This window comes from Sorangium sp. So ce363 (assembly GCF_051520435.1).
Taxonomy (GTDB): Bacteria; Myxococcota_A; Polyangia; order Polyangiales; family Polyangiaceae; genus Sorangium; species Sorangium cellulosum_B.
In genome coordinates, this window is the sequence record NZ_CP150333.1 from 4,563,216 (window position 1) to 4,583,283 (window position 20,068).

Annotated in this window: 14 protein-coding genes; 8 read left to right on the forward strand and 6 right to left on the reverse strand. The window is 72.2% G+C overall.

Features of this window, described 5'->3' with window-relative positions; all coding sequences use genetic code 11:
• Positions 1-115: 115 nt before the first annotated feature.
• The 4 genes from WMF12_RS17350 to WMF12_RS17365 form a co-directional block, all read right to left on the reverse strand.
• Positions 116-3,043 (reverse strand): biotin/lipoyl-containing protein, encoded by a 2,928-nt coding sequence (locus WMF12_RS17350; RefSeq protein ID WP_437872642.1) that lies wholly within the window; start codon positions 3,041-3,043, stop codon positions 116-118.
• A gap of 2 nt (positions 3,044-3,045) precedes the next feature.
• Positions 3,046-4,779: an acyl-CoA carboxylase subunit beta gene (locus WMF12_RS17355; RefSeq protein WP_437872643.1), complete on the reverse strand. Its 1,734-nt coding sequence runs from the start codon at positions 4,777-4,779 to the stop codon at positions 3,046-3,048.
• Positions 4,780-4,996: 217 nt separating this feature from the next.
• The gene (locus WMF12_RS17360; RefSeq protein WP_437872644.1) at positions 4,997-6,343 is read right to left on the reverse strand and encodes an acetyl-CoA hydrolase/transferase family protein; all 1,347 of its coding nucleotides are present in this window, start codon (positions 6,341-6,343) and stop codon (positions 4,997-4,999) included.
• Positions 6,344-6,444: 101 nt separating this feature from the next.
• Positions 6,445-6,855 carry a CBS domain-containing protein gene (locus WMF12_RS17365; protein WP_437872645.1) on the reverse strand — a complete coding sequence of 137 codons (411 nt, stop codon included), beginning with the start codon at positions 6,853-6,855 and terminating at the stop codon, positions 6,445-6,447.
• Between the two features lie 516 nt (positions 6,856-7,371).
• Here WMF12_RS17365 and WMF12_RS17370 point away from each other — a divergent pair.
• From WMF12_RS17370 to WMF12_RS17395, 6 genes are all read left to right on the forward strand, one after another.
• Positions 7,372-8,280, forward strand: a complete 909-nt coding sequence (locus WMF12_RS17370) for a hypothetical protein (protein WP_437872646.1) — start codon at positions 7,372-7,374, stop codon at positions 8,278-8,280.
• A complete protein-coding gene (locus WMF12_RS17375) occupies positions 8,277-9,371 on the forward strand; it encodes an AAA family ATPase (protein ID WP_437872647.1) in 1,095 nt (364 codons plus the stop codon). The genes WMF12_RS17370 and WMF12_RS17375 overlap by 4 nt, the downstream gene beginning before the upstream one ends.
• Positions 9,364-9,900 carry a hypothetical protein gene (locus WMF12_RS17380; RefSeq protein ID WP_437872648.1) on the forward strand — a complete coding sequence of 179 codons (537 nt, stop codon included), beginning with the start codon at positions 9,364-9,366 and terminating at the stop codon, positions 9,898-9,900. The genes WMF12_RS17375 and WMF12_RS17380 overlap by 8 nt, the downstream gene beginning before the upstream one ends.
• Before the next feature lie 42 nt (positions 9,901-9,942).
• Complete coding sequence (locus WMF12_RS17385; protein WP_437872649.1) at positions 9,943-11,373, forward strand: LysM peptidoglycan-binding domain-containing protein; 1,431 nt, start codon at positions 9,943-9,945, stop codon at positions 11,371-11,373.
• Positions 11,373-12,743, forward strand: coding sequence for a hypothetical protein (locus WMF12_RS17390; protein ID WP_437872650.1), 1,371 nt, complete (start codon positions 11,373-11,375; stop codon positions 12,741-12,743). Before WMF12_RS17385 ends, WMF12_RS17390 begins: the two co-directional genes overlap by 1 nt.
• Before the next feature lie 518 nt (positions 12,744-13,261).
• Positions 13,262-13,600 (forward strand): hypothetical protein, encoded by a 339-nt coding sequence (locus WMF12_RS17395; RefSeq protein ID WP_437872652.1) that lies wholly within the window; start codon positions 13,262-13,264, stop codon positions 13,598-13,600.
• Positions 13,601-13,927: 327 nt separating this feature from the next.
• Here the strand turns inward: WMF12_RS17395 and WMF12_RS17400 are convergent, their stop codons facing one another.
• Positions 13,928-14,719, reverse strand: coding sequence for a CBS domain-containing protein (locus WMF12_RS17400; protein WP_437872653.1), 792 nt, complete (start codon positions 14,717-14,719; stop codon positions 13,928-13,930).
• 424 nt (positions 14,720-15,143) lie between these two features.
• Between WMF12_RS17400 and WMF12_RS17405 the strand changes: the two genes are divergently transcribed.
• A complete protein-coding gene (locus tag WMF12_RS17405) occupies positions 15,144-15,818 on the forward strand; it encodes a universal stress protein (RefSeq protein ID WP_437872654.1) in 675 nt (224 codons plus the stop codon).
• A 231-nt stretch (positions 15,819-16,049) separates the two neighbouring features.
• On the forward strand, positions 16,050-17,342 hold the full coding sequence (locus WMF12_RS17410) for a sialate O-acetylesterase (RefSeq protein ID WP_437872655.1): 1,293 nt from the start codon (positions 16,050-16,052) through the stop codon (positions 17,340-17,342).
• 211 nt (positions 17,343-17,553) lie between these two features.
• On the opposite strand, the gene WMF12_RS17415 is transcribed toward WMF12_RS17410, so the two are convergent.
• A complete protein-coding gene (locus tag WMF12_RS17415) occupies positions 17,554-19,380 on the reverse strand; it encodes a hypothetical protein (protein WP_437872656.1) in 1,827 nt (608 codons plus the stop codon).
• Positions 19,381-20,068: the final 688 nt, after the last annotated feature.

Sequence of the window (20,068 nt, forward strand, 5' to 3'; positions counted from 1 at the left end):
CGGTGGGCTCCGATCGGCTCGAGCTCTCCTCGGTGACCAAGGCCTCGCGGACCATCGCGACGTCGACCTGGGGGCCCTCGTCCGCGCGGTGGTTGCGCGCTTCGAGGCCGCGGCCTCAGGCGCCCTCGGCGTCGAAGATCGCGTCCACGTACCGCAGCGTCGTCTCGCGCCGGCGGCGCGCGCGCTCGGCCGAGTCCTCCTCCACGAGCACCTCGTCGGGCTTCACGCGGAAGAGCGGCTGGCCCTTCTGCACGATCGTCCCCTCGCCGCCGTCGATGAGCACCTCCTCGATGGTGCCGGAGCACGGCGCGAGCACCTTGTTGAACATCTTCATGACCTCGATCACGTAGAGCGGATCGCCGGCGGCGAAATGGCTGCCCTTCGTCACGAGCGGAGGCCGGTCCGGCGCCTCCTGCGCGTAGAACATGCCGCCGGTGACCGCGACGATCTCGTTGGCCCGCATGGCGGGCGGCGGCGCGAGCACCTTGCGCATGCGGGCCGAGAGCTCGCGATCGAGCAGGCGCTCCGGGATGGCGACCGTGCCGTCCTCCCGCGCGCGGAGCTCGAAGAAGCGCGCGGCGTCCCCCGCGAGGACCAGCGCGTCGAGGAGCTCCAGGCCCGCCTGGAAGCCGAGGTGCGAGCCGCGAACCCGCCGCCAGAGCTCGGCGTCGTAGCCGTGAGGCGCGGTATCCCCGGACAGGTGCGCTCGCAGCTCGGGCCACGAAGGCGCGCCGCCCGCCTGGCCCATCCGCTCGCCGACGCGCCGGTAGAAGCCGAGCGCCCGCGAGAGCACCTCCTGGTCGTGATCCCAGATCACGTGGGCCGCGGGCGCCTGCGGCTGCGGCGTCATGTTGAGCAGCCAGTACGTGTCCGCGAGCACCTCGATCGGGTTCTTGAGCCAGCGCACCCGCCCCGACCGGATCTCGAACGACCCCATGTTCCGGCTGAGCCACGCCGACAGGAGGTGCGGCTCCGCGCAGATCTTCTCCACGGGACGGCGCACCAGCGTGTCCTTCAGCGTGAAGACCTTCTTCAACGCTCCTCCGCCGGTCGCCTCCGCGGCCCCGGCCCGCGCCGCGAGGCGGCGCTCGTGACGGGCGCCGAGCTCGGCCCACATCGCGTCGAAATCGAGCCCCCCGAGCTCCACCGCGAGCAGGCCGACCTGCGTGAGGTACGGGACCACGAAGCCCGTCGTCGGCTTCGCCCACACGCTCCGCGCGAGGAACCAGTGCACGAGCCCGTAATGAAACAGGAGGTTCGTGTGAAGATCGCTGCCGCGCAGCGTGGTCGTGCGCAGGATCTCGCAGATCCGCTGGTAGGCCTCCTCGCGCGAGGCGCCGTAGGTCACGAGGAGCGCGATGTTGCTGTCGTAGGCGCCGGCGACCCGGTAATGCATGAACACCCCCGTGTCGGGGTTCTTCACGCAGATGCCCTGATCGTCGCGGATCTCGTGCGGGTGCGGATCGCTCCAGGACACGATGATGCCGGCCGCGTGGGGCTCCAGCGCGCCGTTCGTCGCGTTGAGGCGCGCCTCCACCGCGGACCCTTCCCGCCGGACGCGGATCGGCCGGGGCAGCCGCTCCCCGTGGCGCGCGAGGAGGACCATGCACTCGACGAGCGAGGTCACCTCGAACGCGTCGGCCGGATCGGCCGGGTTCTCGAAGCGGAGGCCATAACAGAGCTCCGACACCCGGTGCTCGACCTGGATACGGGTGTTGACCTCCATGAAGTAGTGGTGATCCCCCTCGACGATGCACTCGAACGTCGAGGCCGAGTTCAGCCCGACCGCCTGCCCGAACCGCTCCGCCTCGGCCTCCATCCGGGCGAGCGACGCGCGCTCGCGCTCGAGCGACGCCGCGCGCGGCGCCTCGCCGGCCGCGCGCGCCCGCTCGATCGCCTCGAGCAGCCCCTCCTGCGTCATCGCCACCTCGAGCAGCTTCTGCTCGTGCATCTGCAGCGAGCAGTCGCGCCCGCCCAGCGCGACGCACCACGCGCCGTTGCCGATCAGCTGGATCTCGTTGTGCCGCGTCTCCTCGACGTTGAGCTCGAGCAGGATGTTCTTGTTGTCGCCGACGCCCGCGGCCTTCACCTCCGCGAGGACCTCCCGCGCCAGCGCGGGGACCTCGGCCGCCCGCGCCCGCGCCGCGGCCTCGAGGGGCGCCGCGTCGGGCGCGACGCCGGCGAGGAGCCGCTGCCCCTTGCCGCCGCCGCCGCCGATGGCCTTGAGCCGGATCCGCCGCCCCGGGTGGCGAGCGAGCAGCTCGGCCGCGCCCCGCTCGAGCTCCTCGCAGAGCTCGTCGGTCGTGTAGAGATCCACGCGCTGCGCGTACGCCGCCGCGAGCAGGGCGTCCGCCGCCTCGGCGAGCGGGATCCCGTCGGCGAGCCGCGCGCCCGCGGCGCCCGGGGCGCCCGCGCCGAGCAGCCCGCGGTCTGCCGCGGCCGCGCGCAGCGCCGCGTGATCGGGCCACTTGCGGAGCACGATCCGCCGGGTCGCGTCGTCGATGCCGGGCGTCACGCTGACCGCGGCCGCGAGCGCCGTCCGCTTCGCCTCGTCCTTGAGCCCGGCGGCGCGCTGCACCGACGAGCGCGGGCCGATGAAGACGAGCCCCGCCTCCTCGAGCGTGCGCACGAACTCCCCGTCTTCGGCCATGAAGCCGTAGCCCGCGAACACGTGCGTGTAGCCGCCGGCCCGGGCGATCGCGACGATCTCCTGCATCAGCTTGACGCGCTCGTCCTTGGTGGCGCCGGTGTAGTCCTTCACGCGGTGCACGTGCGCCGGGTGGATGCAGCGCAGCTCCGGCGCCAGGGCGTGCGTGTAGACGATCGAGTCCTTCTCCGACAGGAGGATGCCGTAATGCTCGATCCCCATCTGGGCGAAGACATCCATCGCCTCTTTCCGGATCGGGCCCCGGCAGACGATCAGCGGCCGCACGTCGTCGGCGGCGAAGGAGCGCGCCCACGCCGAGCTCGAGCGGCCGAGCCTGCGGTCGCGCACCACCCTGGGGTTGCGGTCGTAACCTCGCTTGCTCTCGAATCCATCCATGATCAATGGAACTCCCGCTGAACACCGGTGAACGGCCCGGGCTGGTAGTGCCGCAGCAGGAACTCGAGGTTCTCTGCAATCACCGAGCGGAGCTCGCGCGGCATCACGAGCCGCGAGATGGAGCCCAGGCTGAGCCCCTCGCGCGGGTTCATGAGCTCCCGCTCGTACCGCGCGCTGAACTCGGCCTCTCTCGCCTTCAGCCACGCCGCGGCCTCGTCGCGGGCCTCCGCCTTCGCCTTCGCCTCGTCCAGGCCGCGGGCGAGCCGCTCCTTGACGCCGGCCTTCTCCCTGGCGCTCGCCTGCGCGCGCACCTTGCGGAGCTCGTCCTTGTAGACGAACTCCTTGCCGGCGGGGCCCATCACGGCGACGCGGGTCGTGGGGAGCGCGAGCACGACGTCCGCGCCGGTCGCGTAGTTGTTGAACGAGGCATACGCGCCGCCGAACGCGTTGCGCACGAGCAGCAGGATGCGCGGGGTGCGCACGTCGATGATCGCGTCGAGCATGGCCCGGCCGGCCTGCACGATGCCCATCGCCTCTTGCTCCCTGCCCGGGAGGAACCCCGTGGTGTCCTCCATGAAGAGGAGCGGGATGTTGTAGAGGTTGCAGAAGCGGATGAAGCGCGCGTTCTTGTAAGCGGCCGCCACGTCGATCTGACCCGACGCGACCGCGCTGTTGTTCGCCACGAAGCCGACGACGCGCCCGCCGACCCGCCCGAACGCGGTGATCGTGTTGCGCGCGCGCTGCGGCTGCACCTCGAAGTAGTCGCCGTGATCGCAGATGCGCTGGATGATGATGTTGATGTCGAGCGGCGTGTTGTAGCCCGTCGGCGACGAGATCGTCCTGCGGAGGAGCGTGTCGATCTCGGTCGTCTCCCGGCCCACCGGATCGCTCGTCCGCTGGAAAGGCGCGCTCTCGCGGTTGTTGCTCGGCAGGTAACCGAGCAGCCGGACGGTGGTGCGCAGCGCGCCCACCTCGTCTGGCACCGTGAGATCGGCCACCCCCGAGGCGCCGTGGACGCGCGGGCCGCCGAGGTCGTCGGGTGAGACCACCTCGCCGAGGACCGATTTGACGACCGCCGCCCCGGTCAGGCCGAAGAACGTGCCGCCCGGCTGGATGACGAAGCTTCCCTGCCGCGGCAGGTAGGAGCCGCCGCCCGCGTTGAACCCGAACATGCACATGATGCTCGGGACCACGCCGCTGATCTTGCGCAGCGCCGCGAACGCCTCAGCGTAGCCGTCGAGCCCGCCGACGCCCGCGGGGACGTAGGCGCCGGCGCTGTCGTTGAGGCCGATGAGCGGGATGCCCCGCTCTCCCGCGAGCTGGAACAGCCGCGCGAGCTTGCGGCCGTTCGTCGCGTCCATCGACCCGGCGCGGATCGTGAAATCGTGGCCGTACAGCGCCACGTCGCGGCTGCCGATGCGCAGGATCGCGGTGACCAGCGAGGCGCCGTCCAAGTTGGGCCCCCAGTTCTCGAAGACGACCCGCGGCGGCTCGGGCGTGAGCACCCGGATGCGTTCCCAGATCGTCATCCGGCCTTTGCTGTGCTGCCGGATGATGTTCTCCGGGCCCGCGGAGACATAGGGGCGCCTGCGGAGCTCCTCGGCCTCCCGGAGCGCCGCGTCGTACGCCGAGGCAGGCGCGGCCGGCGCCCCGGATCCCTCGTCGAGCGGATCGTCGAGCGAGGGCACGAGGGCGGAGGGCTTCACGGCGACATCGTTGTGATCAAGAGGGCTCATGGACGGGCGAGGCGCTCTATATCATGGCAGGATCCGGGGACGCACCTCGCGAGCCCGGCGAGGCGTGCCCCGGCGCCGGCGTGTGGGGCGCGGCACGGGGTGCTGCGCGGTCCCGGTGCGGGGCTCCCCGCGGCGATCCCGCGGTCGCCTCGACCGGCTCGCGCGGAGCTCTCCCGTCTGGACGCGGCGAGTCATGCGTGGCTGAGCCCGGCGCTCGTCAGGGGTAATCCGCGCGCGAGACGACATGATCGCCGAACACATAGCGGCGCTGCTTGGCCGCCGCGAGGAGGTCGGCGCGGTGATCGGGGTGGGCGATCTCGATGAGCGCCAGCGCGCGCTGCCGGATGTTCCGGCCCCAGAGATCCGCGACGCCATGCTCCGTCACCACGTAGTGCACGTCCCCGCGGCTCGTCACGATGCCGGCGCCCTGCTCGAACGCCGGCTGGATCCGGCTGATCGTGCCGTCCTTCGCGGTGGACCGGAGCGCGATGATCGGCTTGCCGCCGGCGCTCCGCGCCGCGCCCCGGATGAAGTCGACCTGCCCCCCGATCCCGGAGAAGAAGCGGCCCATCAGCGTGTCGGCGGCGACCTGGCCCGTCAGATCGACGGCGAGGGCGGCGTTGATCGCGATCATCCTGTCGTTCCTCGCGATCGTCAGCGGATCGTTGGTGAAGGCGGACCCGCGCATCTCGATGACCGGGTTGTCGTGGGCCCAGGCGTAGAGGGCCCGGCTGCCGAGGAGGAACGAGGTCACGAGCTTCCCCGGCAGGAGGGTCTTCCTGCGGTTCGTGATGACGCCGCGCTGGACGAGATCCATCACGCCGTCGGAGAGCATCTCGGTGTGCACGCCGAGGTCGCTCCTGCCTCCCAGGGCGGCGAGCACGGCGTTCGGGATCTTGCCGATGCCGGTCTGGAGCGTCGCGCCGTCGGGCACGAGCGTCGCCACGTTGCGGCCGATGGCGCGGTCGACGTCGTCGAGCGGCTCGATCGCGCGCTCGGGGAGCTCGCGGTCCACCGGGACGAGGTGGGTTATCCGATCCACGTGCAAGAACGAGTCTCCGTGGGTGCGGGGCATCCGCGGGTTGACCTCGGCGAGGACCAGATCCGCCGAGTCGACGGCGGCGCGGACGATATCGACGGAGACGCCGAGGCTGACGAAGCCGTGGGCGTCCGGGGGGCTCACCTGGATGAGGGCCACATCGATGCGCACCCGGCCCGAGAGGATCAGGCTCGGGATCTCGGAGAGGAAGACCGGCATGAAGTCGGCTCGCCCCTCGTGGATCGCCTCGCGGACGTTCTGGCCGATGAAGAACGCCGTGTGACGGAACCGCCGCTCGAGACCGGGGCGGACATACGGCGCGGGGCCCTCGGTCATCAGGTGGACGATCTCGTTGCCGGCGAGGTGGTCGCCGGACTGAACCATGGCGTTCACGAGATCGGTCGGCTCCGCGGCGCCCGAGCCGACGAGGATGCGCCGCCCCGGGGGGATCGCGCGGATGGCCTCCTCGGCCGTCTTGATCTTGTCGCCGAAGCGCGATCGCCAGTCCGTGATCGTCTGCTGCATCGTGTGCCTTCTTCCGGTGTTCTTGGGGGGGATGAACCGAGCGCGTTTGCCGTCGGGGCGGGCGATGGCCGGCCGCGCCGTCACGCGGGTCGAGCCTCGGGTCAGGAGATCTCTTTCTCGATGAGCAGCGCGGCCAGCACGGCGAGCGCGTCGGTCGTCGTGAAGACGCCGACGACCTGTGCGCCGTTCAGCACCACCGCCGAGCCGTACTTGTGCTCGGCCATCTCGCGGACCACCTCGGAGAGCGGCGCGCTCGGCGCGACGGCGTAGGGGCACGGCGACATGGCCTCGCTGACGAGGAGATCATCCCCCTCTTGCTCCTTGAGCGTCTCTATCCAGTAGATGTCCCGCTCGGAGAGGATGCCGACCAGCCGGCCGCCGCTCAGCACCGGCAGGTGCCGGATGCGATGTCCGCGCATGAGCGCGCGGGCGAGGCCGACCTTCTGATCGGCGCCGATCGAGTGTGGGCTCCGGGTCATGCAGTCCTGGATGCGAATGGTCGAAGAGCTCATGAGGCCTCCCCTGGCGCTGGACGTCCGCGATGCTCTATTCGAGCTGATCGAACCGGCGCCCTTCGATCGAGCTCGGTTTGCCACGATGCGAATCTGCAAGACGCAGACCACCGGGCCGAGCTCGACATTCTCGCTGCGGTGGTCTGCGCGGCCCGCGAGCTGCCCCAGGGGATCGATGCACTGCCTGCGCCGCGCCGGCGACGTCCGGCCTCGCGGCCATCGGTGGGCGCGCCTGCACCGGTTGCGCTGGAGCGCAGGGGGTTCGCTGGGCCGGACGGCACGGCGACCGGCGCGGCGGAGCCACCGATGCGCCAGGGCGGCTGGTACTACAGCGACACTGGTGGCCCATCTGTGGCTGTAGACGGGCGGACGGACACGTATTCTCGACGATTTTGGTGCCTACAGCCGCACGTCGCGCGGCGCCGGGTCCGCCTCGCTCGCGGAGGGCGGCGGCGCTCGTGGAAGATCGACAGGTCGCCCGCGTTCGTTCTACTCTCCTCCCTCTCCCAGGCATCGATGAAAGACACCGCACCGACGCAGGACCAGGCCATGTGTTTCTATCGCGCCGCGCTCTCCACGGCGCGGCTGATCGACCGGGAGAACGAGCATCGGGTGCTGGACGCCGACGCCGACGCGGCGTGGCGAGCGTACGGCGGCGACTTGCCGCCAGTGGTTCGCTGCGATCTCGTGCTGCGCAACCTCGCGATGCTCTACCTGGCGGCCTTCGCGCCCGGGCCGGTGTTCAGCCTCTCGGGCTGGTACGACGATGACCCGTGGGGGGCCGGGTTCGAGCGGCCCCCGGCCAGGATGGTCGAAGGGCTGTTCGCGGCCCGCGCCACCCGCCTCGATCGCGAGGAGGCGCTCGGCGCCGCCGCGGCGACCGACGAAGGCCTCCTCCTCGACACGGCCGCGCGCGAGAGGCTCCTCCCGCTGCTCCAGACCATGGCCGACCTGCTCCCCTGGGTGCGGCAGTGGCACGACGAGGACGGCGAGACCGCCTCCGCCTTCGAGGCCTACCTGGCCGAGCAGGCCCGCCGCCTCGAGGTCTCCCTCGACGAGGCCCGCGCCTACCGCCGCCCGGCCCGCGCCGCCGGCCGCCCCGGCGCGCGCGGCCGCAAGCCCGCCCCCGAGCGTGCCCCGGCCGTCGAGCCCCGCGCCCCCGCAAGGGCAGGGCGCCCCGCCCGCGGCGCCTCCGCCGACGAGGCGGCGCTCGACGCCTTCGTCGAGGCGGTCCGCGCGCGCGACGAGGGCGCCGGCGTCGCCGCCGCCGACCTCGGCCAGCAGCTCGGCCTCTCCGCGAGCGCCCTCAAGAAGACCGTGGACGCCCTCGTCGAGGCCGGGCGCCTCGTCGAAAAGAAGAAGCGGCCTCGCACCGTGGCGTATACAACGGATGGCGCCGGTGGAGGGGAGGGCGCGGGAGCGTGATCGAGCGGATCTACCTCGACAACATCCGGACCTTCGTGAACTTCGAGTGGCGCCCCGGCCCGCTCGCGATCCTGCTCGGCGCGAACGGCGCCGGGAAGACGGCCCTGCTCGACGTCCTCCGGGGACTCCAGGCGTTCTTGCTGGGCGAAGCGTCGTCGGTCGAGGCGTTCCCGGGGACGAGCCGCACGCGCTGGGATCAGCGCCCACAGCAGACGGTCGAGCTCGACATCCGCGGCAACGGCGGCACGTACCGCTACCGGCTGGTCGTCGAGCACCACGAGCGTGAGCCGGGGAAGAACCGCGTCGGGTCGGAGACCCTGCGCTACGACGACAGGCCGCTCGTGGAGTTCGCCGATGGGGAGCTGCGGCTGTTCGGCGACGAGGGCGCCGCAGGGCCGCGACTCAAGGCGAAGGGCACGCGCTCCGGGGTCGGCGCCATCGAGCCCGGCGACGACAATCGCCTGCTCACCTGGTTCAAGCAATGGGTGTTCGAGCTGTGGCTCCTGCGCCCGGATCCCCGCGCAATGCGCGCGCACGTGGAGACGCCGGCGGCAGAGTGGCTCGCGTTCGACCTTTTGAACTTCGGGGCGTGGTACCTGCGTTACCTGACCGCCAAGCCGGGCTCGATGTTCAAGGCGACGATCGCGCTCGGCAGGGTGCTGCCCGGCTTCCTGGAGCTCCATGAGCGGCTCGGCTACCTCCATGCGCGGTTCGGGGACGACACCGCGAGCGAGAGCTTCCGGTTCGACGAGCTCTCCGACGGGCAGCGGGCGCTCATCGCGCTCTACGTCCTGCGGTACGCGGTAGCGGGGCCCGGCAAGACGCTCCTGATCGACGAGCCCGACAACTACGTGTCGCTGCGCGAGATCCAGCCGTGGCTCACCGAGATGACCGACCTCGCCCTAGGAAAGAGCGGCCCGCAGGTCTGGATCATCAGCCATCACCCGGAGGTGCTCAACCTTCTGGCCGTGGACTTCGGCTGGAGGTTCTTCCGGGATGGCACGGGGCCCACGCGCGTCGAGCGGTTCCAGCCCGCGACCGGCCTGGATCCCGCCGAGACCGTCGCCCGCGGGTGGGAAGACGATGCCTGAGGGCGTGCAGGCCGTCGTGCTCTGCGAGGACCTGCAGGCCTGGGTCTTCGTGCGCCGGATGCTTATCGCCCTGAACTACGACGCACATCGCATTCGCGTGATCCCGTATCCGGCCGAGGGCCGCGGCTCCGGCGAGCAGCACGTCCGGGAGCGGTACGCCGACGAGCTGGGCAGGCATCGCGCCCGCGCATCCCGCACGAAGGCGGTGCTCGTCGTCCACGTGGACGCGGACCGGCTGACCGTCCAGGAGCGCCATGCGACGCTCGAGCAGGAGCTGCAGGCGCAAGCGGTCGCGCCGCGCACCTCGGATGAAGCCGTGGCCGTGCTGGTGCCGAAGAGGGAGATCGAGACCTGGATCTACTTTTTCCTCAACGGACCTCCCGTGGACGAGCAGACGAGCTATCCCAAGCTCGAACGCCAGTCCGAAGCCTGGCCGTCCGCGGAAGCTTTTGCGGCGCAGATTCATGCGGCAAACCAGCCCGCTGGAGCGCCGCCGTCCCGGCTCGTTGAGGCTCGTCGTATTCCCTGACCGCTCGATAGAATCGATGCCGATCACCTGGTCGCCCCCGAGATGATGCATTCGTGGCTCTGGAGATGGCCGGTCTCGGACTTCGGCCGGCGAATCTACCTCGTGCGCGCGAACCACGCGCCCGCCGATCCATCCGGGCTAAACCTTGAGCTCCTCCCGCCCCTGTTTGCGGCGTCCGCCATCGACGCCCGGCGGAGCGAGGACCTCCCCATCCTCCAAGAGATCTACTGCGAGCTCACCCTCAGCGGCCGGTCCAGCCTGCACCAGCAGGACCAGCGCGCGGTCCGCGATCGGGTCGCCGCCCGGGTGCGCCAGGCGCTGAAGCACGGAGAGCTCGTCGCGTTTCGCGATCTCCGCGTCTCGGCGTCCGCCGCGCCGCGAGGCCCAGGAGCCCGCGCGCCTCACGAGGCGCCGGCGGCGTCGCGGCCTCGCGAGTCGGAGACGGGGCTCTCGTTCTACGAGATCGTCCTGCTCGACGAGCTCGAGACCCCGATCGCCGGCGTGAGCCTGCGGGTGAGCACGCCCGCTGGGGAGGTCGTGCGCCCGACCGACGCCGGCGGGCGCGCGCGCGTCGACGGCGTGCCGGCGGGCTGGGGGAGCGCCGCGATCGCCGACGCCGGTGAGCTCGCCAGGGCGCTCGCCGGCCGGGAACGGGGCCCGCGCCGGACAGCGCCGCTGCCCCAGGGGGACACGTGGCACGTACGCGTCCCGAGCCGCATCGGCGACGCCGTGATCCTCCCCGACGCCGAGCCCCAGACGCTCCTGCTCGTGACGCGGACCGACCTCGTCCACGTCACCCAGGCATCCCCGTGGCCCGCGCTGTCCCTGGTCGACGACGCGGGGCCATGGCAGCTCACCCTCGCCGAGGAGCGCGCGATGCTCGCGCTCCACTCCGCCGCGGCGGGCGCTCAGGCCGTCCTCCAGGTCGTCGCACCGGAGCCTCTGCCAGCGCCGCCGCCGCCGATCGCCCCGCCGCCGATCGACACCGGGCTGTGGATCGCACCCGACGTGTACGTGGTCCAGAGCGGCGACACGCTGGTGCGGATCGCGGCCCGCTACCTCGGGGACGGCGCCCGCTGGCGGGAGATCTGGGCGCTCAACCAGGAGCGCTACGCAGGGCGCTCCCCCGACGTGATCTTCCCCGGCGACACGCTCGTGATGCCGCCCGAGGCGGTCCCGGCGTGGGTCGCGCTGCCGGCCAGCCCCGCGCCCGCGCCGGACGCGCCGGCGCCCGCCGCGCCGGCGCCGCCCGAGTGGCTCCGCGCGGCGGTCGACGCGCTCCACGAGGCGCTGTTCCAGCAGCGGCTGGACCCGGTATGGCGCTTCCTCGAGAGCATCCCGCTCGACCTGCCCGCGCCGGGCCTCGACGCGCCGCCGCCGTTCGTCGAGGAGCTCGTCTACCGGTCGACGATGGTCGAGCTGGCCCTCGAGGGGAAGGTGGACCCCATGTTCCAGGAGACGAAGCAGGTCTGATGCTGAAGCTCAGGGTCACCTGGCCGAACGCGGGGCACGCGCTCCTGCCCGAGTCGGGCGCCGACGTGCGCCTCGAGGCCGGCGGCGCGCCGCTGCCGCTCGCGTCAAGGTCCGCGGGCGTGCGCGAGTTCGACATCCCCGACGGGACGGCGCGGGTCGTCCTGAAGGCCACGTTCACGGCGTCGTTCGGCGCGGTCGGACGCGCGGGCGCGATGAGCCACCCCGTGCTCCAGGTCGAGCAGCCCTACGACGTCGTCGCCGGGGGAACGATGCTCGAGGCGGCGAGCATCCCGGCCTACGTCAAGAGCCACCCGCTCGTCGACACGAAGGTGATGGCCAACGTGCACGGCGCCGCGCTGGCGCAGATCCGGACGGAGTTCGTGAACGTCACGCCGTTCTGGATGGCGTACGCCGCGTACGCGTCCGAGTACGTCGTCGATCACCGGCCTGGCGACCCCGCGCTCGTCGCCCTCGGCTACACCGGCGGCAAGCCGCTCCTCTGGTTTGCCTCCGTCCCGGCCGCATGCGCCGCGCCGCCGGCGCCCGGGGTCGGCTGCCTCGTGTTCTTCCGGCCCGAGAACTACGCTTACTCGCGGGTCGACGAGGCCAGTCACTCGATGTTCGGGCTCAACCGGTATCTGCTCAAGCCGGTGGACGATCCGACGGCTGGTATCTGGAAGCGCGACCAGTTCCTCCCGGACCCCGGCGAGGGCAACAGCCCTTATGCGTGGCTGCGCGCCGGCTTCGAGGACGCGCTCGCCCGGAGCCAGAAACCCGTGGTCCTCCTTCACCCCTGGCCGAGCGGATCCGACTTCGGCGCCGCGACCGGCCCGTCGCTCCCCGCCCTCGCCGGCGGCGCGCTCCGGCTGCTCTGGGCCGAGCAGCGACTCGCGAGGAGCCGCGGCGGGATCCACCTCGGCCGCCTCGGCATCATGGGCTACAGCGCCGGCGGGCTGTCCATGTGGGCCGCCCTCGCCAGCAACAAGCAACGGGTCTCCGAGGTGTACGCGCTCGACGCGCGGGGCACGCCGGCCAACGCGGGCGCCGCGATCCAGTGGTTCAACGCGCGGAGCGACACGGTGCTGCGGATGAGCGGCGGCTTCCAGCTCGCGGCGAACGAGGGGATCCGGGTCAGCATCGAGAAGCTCGCCGGCGGCCCTGTATCGCGGGTCACGGCGACGCCTCCGGACCAGAAGGCCTATCAGGCCGGCAGCAACCCGCTCTGGGACCACGTGACCGCCCACCACCCCGAAGTGCGCGAGGCACCCGGCTTCTGGCATCAATTCGCGGTCTTCGGCGGCCATGTTGCCCTCCCCGGTCCCTTCGCCCTGACCTTTCTTCAACAGTTCCTGCAGGACTCCCTGTTTTGAGGCGCCCCGTCCGGTCGCTCGTCCCCGCTTCGCTCGCGGCGGCCCTCGCGGCCGGATCGCCTGGGTGTCACCGAGAGCGCCTGCCCCAAGGCGACGCCTCGACCGGCGTGCTGGCTTCCTCGACAAGTACGGCGAGCGCGCCAGCGGCGGCAGCGCCTGCCGGGAGCGCCTTGGCGGGCGGGGGGGAGCTGAACGGTCTCCAGCCTGTCGGCTCAGGTACCGCCGGGGCTCCGCGGGTGGGATCGCCGCCGTCGGCCGCCGACGCAGGAGCGGTATTGCCCTCCCCGGGGTCGGCCACTGGCCCGCGCGCGCCCGCTGGCAGGCCGTTCGACCAGGATGCCTGGCTGGCTGCCCGCGGTGTCACGTGGCGCCCCGACGCGTCGTGCTGGTCGAGGCTCGCGACGAGCCCGCCTCAGCGCCTCAACGTGTGCTCATGCCACGAGGCGCTCAGCCTTCCTGAGGTCGATCTCATGGTGTGCTCGCGCGCACGCGAGCCGGAATCCGAGGGGACGCCCGCCGTGACGCACACGGTCCTCTATGCGTCGCGAGGCGGCGCGCTCCGGGCTGTGCTCGACGTGCCCACCGGCGCGATCCTCGACGACTGCGTGCCGGGCGCCCCGATCCCCTGCCGGGTGGCGCTCGACGTCCGCGTCGACGGGGACGCGATCCAGTTCGAGGATGCGGCGGGGGCGACCTCCGCGTGCGATCACCCGTGGATCGCATCGAACAAGCCCCTTCCGGGCGCCACCGACGGGAACATCGCCTCGAGGCAGCGCATGCGTGCCGACTACCGGCGTATCTGCAGCTCCCGTGGCCGGTACGTATGGCAGCGCGGAGCGCTCCGCCGCGCGCCGTGATCGAGCCTTGCCCGCGCAGGGAGGTGCCTCACACCGCAGGCAGTTCTGTAGTTCGACCCACGATCAAGCCCGGCTCCGCGCACTGCGGAGATGACGGCCGAGGAAGCCGCGGCGGCGGGGGTGGTGAAGGGCCCGGAGGACATCGTGCTCGATCTCGGGGGCCCGCGCCCGGGCGGAGAGGGAGATGGCTGACGAGCATGCCTCGTGCGCTCGAGAGCCGCTGTCGAAATTTCAGCCGTGCCTGCCCAAGGAGCTGGAGCTTAGGTTTCTGGCGCGGAGGCTCGTGGAGAGGCCCTGAATGCCTGTCCTGGAGACAGGCGCTCCCCCTCAGGCCCGCTTGCGCGCCGGCGGGATCAGGTACCCGCAGCACCGCCCGAACCACCGCAGCACGTCGAGCGACGACAGGATGCCGACGACCTTGCCGTCGTCCGAGACGACCGGCAGCCGGTGCACGCCCTCGTAGGCCATGAGCGACGCGGCCTGCCGGATGCTGGCGCTCTCGTGCAGCTGCACCACGACGGGCGTCATCACGTCGCGCGCGGTGACCCTGACGGGCTCGTAGACATGGAAGCCCTGACTCATCTCGAGCGGCGCGACCTCGCCCGACCGCGAGGCCACCTGACGCGACTCCTCGGTGTCGCCGCGCTCCTCTGCCGCACGGAGCACGTCGGCCCGCGACACCATGCCGACCGGCCTGCCCGCCGCGTCCACGACCGGCATCCCGCTGATCTCGTGGCGGACGAGCAGGGCCGTGATGTCGTCGAGGGAGACCTCCGATCGGATGCAGATGACGTTCTTGGTCATGATCTCGGCGAGCGGCGCCTCCGGATTCACGGCCACGTCGACGCCCACGCCGCGCAGCGGAGCCGCTTCCTCCGTGCCCGGCGCCGCGTGGCTGGCATGGCAGACGACCGACGTCGTGCGCGAGCTCTTGTCGAAGTGCAGCGCATGGAAGCGACTGCACGACTCGCACTCTCGCGCCGCCATCGAGCGCTCCCGCAACGGACAGTAGACGGTCGCCACGACCGATTCCTCGCCGTCGTCTCCAACGATGTGCGCGCTGCGGATCGTGTGGTGCCGGAGCTGGTGCTCTCCGCCGGTAGGTCCAGGGGTTGTCATCGTCGTCTCCCGTTCGCCTCTGCGTCCTTCGCTCGAGGTGCGCTGTGGGATGAGCACCGTTCGTGCCACGCCCGCGAGATCCCCGGCGTGCGGCGGCGGCCCTGGTACGCCGCGGTCGCGTCTGCGCCCCCGCGCGCCGTTTGCGCCGCGGCGCAAACGGCTGCGGGCTGCCTCGCGAGGCGCCCGCCCCCAGCGCTCGCGGCGAGAGGAGCTCGCTCTCGGCTCGCGCAAAGCGTCCAGGTCGCGGGAAGAGCCCCGCTCGCGCGAGGGAGCCAGCGCGCGCGAAACCCTCCTCTCCGGCCCCCGGAACGCCTGGCATGCGGCGTGCTGAGTGTTGGGCAGAGGGGCAGAGGGGCAGATGGGCAGATGGGCAGAGCGAGGCGACTGCTGGTCGGGGCCTCGCATGGAGGCTGAGGAGGCTGTCATGTCGAGCGCAAACGCAACGAATCGGTTCATCGTCGTCGTCGGGATCGACTTCTCGGAGCCGAGCAACCGTGCGCTTGATCAGGCGCTCGAGTCCGCTTGCTGTCGCGAGAACGCCGAGGTGCACGGGGTCTACGTCGAGCCCGAGAGCTGGGTCGGCATCGGGCTCTCGCGGGCGCCCATGGTGGCCACCAAGCCCGACGTGGCGCTCCAGCAGCTCCAGCAGCGCGCGAGCGAGCGCGTGAGCGCCATGGGCAACAAGCTCGACGGGGGGCGGCTGAAGCGCGTCGTCGTCCACTTCCGCCGCGGAGATGCGGCCGAGAACATCGCCCAGCTCGCCGCCGACCTGGACGCCGACCTCGTGGTCGTCGGCTCGCACGGGTACCGCGGGCTCGAGCGGCTGCTCCTCGGCTCGGTCGCCGAGCGCGTCTCCCGGCTCGCGCGCTGCCCGGTGTGGATCGTCCGGCCGAAGGATCACGCGACCGCCGGCCGGGTCCCCGAGATCGAGCCGCCCTGCCCGGAGTGCGTGAGGCACCGGCAAGAGACGGGCGGCGCAGCGCTCTGGTGCGCGCGCCACTCGGAGCACCACGTCCGGCCGCACCGCTACTCGTATGCGACCAACGGGGTCTACGCGGCGTCGAGCGCGGCCTACCAGTCGACGCCCGAAGCGACGTGATCGCGAGGCGAGCTCGACGGGACCGCGCGCCTGTCAGGCACACAAGCGCCCGATACGCGCCCCGAGGACGCGAGGTGAGCGCGTGACAAACGAGGCTCCCATCCTCGTGCGTCGTGGTCTCTCCGCGCGCGCTCCTCGATCAGCTCGGCGCCGAGGCGCCGCGCGCTCCCTCCGGTCGATCGCGATCCCGCCGCGTTGACGGTCCACCGCGCGCGGGGGATACACAGCGCCATGAAGCGGTCTTGCATCGCCCTGGCGGCTTTCGCGCTGTCCCTCTCCGCTCCCGCGATCGCGCAGCCGGTGAAGGTGTTCGTCCTCGCGGGCCAGTCGAACATGGTCGGCTACGGCGTGGGCCGCCAGCTCCCGGTCGAGCTCCAGAGCCAGCCGGACGTCTGGTACGACCACTACAACCCCGACGCGCGCGAGGGAGGGCCGTACGCCGCGGCGACGAGCGCCGACTGGGGGCCGCTCGAGCCGAAGGGCGAAGCCCGCCGCTACGGGCCCGAGATCACGTTCGGCCGCGCGATCGCCGCGGCGTACCCGGAGGACCGGATCGCGATCGTGAAGATGGCGCAGGGGGGCACCAACCTCGTCGATCACTGGGGGCGCGGCCTCGCGCCGGATCCCGAGGTGCTCTACAAATCGCAGCTCTACCACGCGCTCCTCGGCAGGCTGGACTCCGCGACGTACGAGGGCGACCGCGCCCTCCGTTATCCCGAGGAGGTGACGCGGCTCGACGGCGCCCTGGCGAGGATCGAGTCGGAGGGGCACCCGTACGAGATCGCCGCGCTCGTCTGGATGCAGGGCGAGAACGAGGCGGGGTGGTCGGCCGCGTTCTCCTACGGCGACACGCTGCGCGGCTTCATCGCGGCGATCCGCGCGGACCTCGGCGTCCCCGGGCTCCCGGTCGTGCTCGGCAGGGTCAGCGACAACCTCTATCCCGCGAACGGCGGGCCCATCGCCGCCGGCAAGGAGGCGAACATCGACGCCGTGCGCGCGGCGCAGGTGACCGTGGCCGAGGAGGACCCGCGGGTCGCATGGGTCGACACGGACGACTTCACCGCGCGATCGCCCGACGACGCGTATCACTTCGACTCCGCCGCGTACCAGCTCCTCGGCGACCGCTTCGCCGAGGCGTACATCGCGCTGGTCCGCGAGGAGGGCTCGTCGACCGCGTCGTCGGCGAGCAGCGCCGGGAGCGCGGCCGCAGCGGGAGGGGGCGCCACGGGAGGCGGCGCGACCGGAGGTGGCGCCACGGCCGTATCGAGCGGGAGCACGGCGGCGGCGGGCGGCGCCGCGAGCGAAGGCGAGGGGGGGAGCGGCGCCACGGCCGTATCGAGCGGGAGCGCGGCGGCGACGGGCAGCGCCGAGGCAGCGGCCAGCTCGGGCGGGGTCGCGCCCGGGAGCGCCGGCGGCTGCGGCTGCCGGATCGCCGCCGGCCAGGGCCCCGGGGCAGCGGCAGCGCTCGCGCTGGTCGCGCTCGCGGGCCTGCGCCGCCGCTCGCGCGGGCACGGGAAGGGCTGAGCGCCGAGCGGCGCCTCGTGGAGAGCTGGTGGAGCGGGGAGGGGGCGCGCGCCGGCTGCGCCAGGAGTGGTGGAGCAGCCGCGCCGCGCTTCGTGGGAGAGGCCTCGTCGTCGCCTCACGGCGACGCGGAGGTTCATCGCTTCAGGGGAGCCGCAGGGGTCCGTCGTCAGGTCGTACGGACCAGCCTGCGAGCCTGCCGGTCATCGGGTCATCATTGCGGGACGCAGCCGTTCTCCGCCATGCACTCATAGCCCTCGCGGCAGTCGGCGTCCGTCTCGCACGCGTGGTTGCAGGTGTTGTCCACTGCGGCGCAGATGCCGCCCTCGGCGCAGTCGGCGTCCGTCTCGCAGTCGCCCGTGCAGGAACCGCCAGGCCAGCCGTCGTAGCACATGCCGCTGATGCACTCGCTGTCGGCGGTGCAAGCGTCGCCGTCGGCGCTATCGGCCGGCGCTGGGGGCGCCGGGAGGCAGCCCTCCGGCGTGCACATATAGCCCTCGCGGCAGTCGGTGTCCGTCTCGCACGCGCTGTTGCAGGTGTCGTCCGATGCGCAGACCCCGCCGCCGGCGCAGGGACTCGATGCGTCACAGTAGCCCGTGCAGTAGCCGCCGGGCCAGTCCGACGACTCGGGGACGCAGTAGAGGCCGGCGCAGTCGGTGTCCGCCGTGCAAGGGTCACCGTCGGCGCCCTCGCCGGGCGGCGGGGCGCAGCGACCCACCTCCACAACGCAGGTTGCACCCTCGCCCGTGCACTGAGCGTCGCTGGTGCAGGCCGGAGCGCAGAGCCCCTCGTCGCACCGATAGCCGTCGCGGCAGTCGGCGTCCGTGTCGCACTCGACGAGGCAGTAGCCTGCGGCGATGCAGGTGCCGCCGTCGCAGTCGCTGTCATCCTCGCAGAGACCCGTGCAGAAGCCGCCCGGATAGCCGTCCACGGCCTCGGTGGCGCAGAGGTAGCCACCGCACTGGGCGTCCGTCTCGCAAGCGCTGCCGTCCGGGAGGTAGCAGCCGCCCGACGCCTCGTGGCACGAGCCCACCTCCGTGCACTGATCATCGCTGGTGCAGCCCATCCAGCAGACCCCGTCGTCGCACGTATAGCCGCTGCGGCAGTCCGCCGATGTCGCGCACGCGGCCATGCAGATGGCGAGTGTATCGTCCACCGAGATGCAGATGCCGTCGCCACAGTCGTCGTCCGACGCACAGCCGGCGGTACAGTAGCCGGAAGGCAAGCCACTCTCGCTCTCCTCGAGGCAGATGTCGCTCGCGCACATCGCATCGCTGGCGCAGGCAGCGCCAGGGCCACCGAGCTCGCCGCCGCCGGCGCCGGTGGTGGTGACCGCCGTCGTGGAGGTGACGCCGCCGCCGCCGACGCCGGTGGCGACCGAGGTCGTGGAGGTGACGCTGCCGCCGCCGTCGCCGCCAGCGCCCGTGGTGACCGAGGTCGTGGAGGTGACGCTGCCGCCGCCGTCGCCGCCAGCGCCCGTGGTGGCCACGGCCGAGGTCGACGAGGCGCTGCCGCCGCCGTCGCCGCCAGCGCCCGTGGTGGCCACGGCCGAGGTCGACGAGGCGCTGCCGCCGCCGTCGCCGCCAGCGCCGGTGGTGGCCGCGGCCGAGGTCGAAGAGGCGCTGCTCGATGAGGCCGAGCTCGAGGTGGTGCCGCCGCCCGCACCGCCGCCGCCCGTGTCGCCGCCGCCGGTGCCGCCGGTGCCGCCCGCACCGCCGCCGCCCGTGTCGCCGCCGCCGGTGCCGCCGGTGCCGCCCGCACCGCCGCCGCCCGTGTCGCCGCCGCCGGTGCCGCCGGTGCCGCCGGTGCCGCCCGCACCGCCGCCGCCCGTGTCGCCGCCGCCGGTGCCGCCGGTGCCGCCGCCGCCCGTGTCGCCGCCGCCGTTTCCTGTCGTGCTGCTGGCCGAGGTGGCGCCTTCGCCGCCGGTGCCGCTGCCCGCACCCCCGCCGCCCCCAGTCCCGATGACCGTCGCGTCGTCATCGCCGCACGCCGTCGTCATCAGTCCAAGAACGAAGAGACACACCAAAGATCGCATCTTCATCCGCTGTTCTCCAGCCGGTAGGGGTCCAGTGACGCGGCGCCGGCCGTCGGAGGCGAGGAGCCGCAGCGCGATACGCGCGCACGCATCTTCTGTCGAAACGGCGCGGATGCCAACGCCTCTTTACTCCCTCACGGCGCTTTCGGGCGGAGGGCGCCCGCGCTGTCCGCGTCCTACCTCGTCCACGTTCATCCTCGCCCCGGGCCAACCACGAACGAAGCAGCTTTTCGACGGCCGAGCGCGCGCGATTGTCGCGTCCGCTCCACGTTGGTGGAGCGCGTTTTGGAGGTCGCGACGCTCTCTTCTCCACTCGTTTTCACCCGTTCCACCCGTCCGGCGAGCCGTCCTTGCCGACCTGAGCGTTTCTCTTCTCCTCAGCACCTTCCCGAGCCGGAGCGCACCTCCCGATGTCCGTGAGGTTTCGGGCGTCCGCTCCTCAGCTCGTTGGCAAACCCGAGCGCATCGAGCGCACCTCCTGAGTTCCGTGAAGCTTTGGCCATTCCGCCCCTGTCGCCACGAGCGCAGCGGCGGCCGCTGCCCCGCCCGCTGTCGACCCGAGCGTCGCCTCGCGATGATTGACCGGCCGCTGTCGGAGCTGGTATAGGTAGCCGTTTTCTTTGGGTTGAATTTTTCCAGTCATAGCCGAGACAAAAGGCGGTCGAGCGCGGTGTGCGCAGGTGAAGGGTGCCCT

Excerpts from the sequence above, each read along its gene's own strand:
- WMF12_RS17415 (WP_437872656.1), bottom strand. The coding sequence starts at position 19,380 with ATGAAGATGCGATCTTTGGTGTGTCTCTTCGTTCTTGGACTGATGACG.
- WMF12_RS17410 (WP_437872655.1), top strand. The coding sequence starts at position 16,050 with ATGAAGCGGTCTTGCATCGCCCTGGCGGCTTTCGCGCTGTCCCTCTCC.
- WMF12_RS17355 (WP_437872643.1), bottom strand. The coding sequence starts at position 4,779 with ATGAGCCCTCTTGATCACAACGATGTCGCCGTGAAGCCCTCCGCCCTC.
- WMF12_RS17365 (WP_437872645.1), bottom strand. The coding sequence starts at position 6,855 with ATGAGCTCTTCGACCATTCGCATCCAGGACTGCATGACCCGGAGCCCA.
- WMF12_RS17370 (WP_437872646.1), top strand. The coding sequence starts at position 7,372 with ATGAAAGACACCGCACCGACGCAGGACCAGGCCATGTGTTTCTATCGC.
- WMF12_RS17350 (WP_437872642.1), bottom strand. The coding sequence starts at position 3,043 with ATGGATGGATTCGAGAGCAAGCGAGGTTACGACCGCAACCCCAGGGTG.
- WMF12_RS17380 (WP_437872648.1), top strand. The coding sequence starts at position 9,364 with ATGCCTGAGGGCGTGCAGGCCGTCGTGCTCTGCGAGGACCTGCAGGCC.
- WMF12_RS17360 (WP_437872644.1), bottom strand. The coding sequence starts at position 6,343 with ATGCAGCAGACGATCACGGACTGGCGATCGCGCTTCGGCGACAAGATC.
- WMF12_RS17390 (WP_437872650.1), top strand. The coding sequence starts at position 11,373 with ATGCTGAAGCTCAGGGTCACCTGGCCGAACGCGGGGCACGCGCTCCTG.
- WMF12_RS17405 (WP_437872654.1), top strand. The coding sequence starts at position 15,144 with ATGTCGAGCGCAAACGCAACGAATCGGTTCATCGTCGTCGTCGGGATC.
- WMF12_RS17385 (WP_437872649.1), top strand. The coding sequence starts at position 9,943 with ATGATGCATTCGTGGCTCTGGAGATGGCCGGTCTCGGACTTCGGCCGG.
- WMF12_RS17400 (WP_437872653.1), bottom strand. The coding sequence starts at position 14,719 with ATGACAACCCCTGGACCTACCGGCGGAGAGCACCAGCTCCGGCACCAC.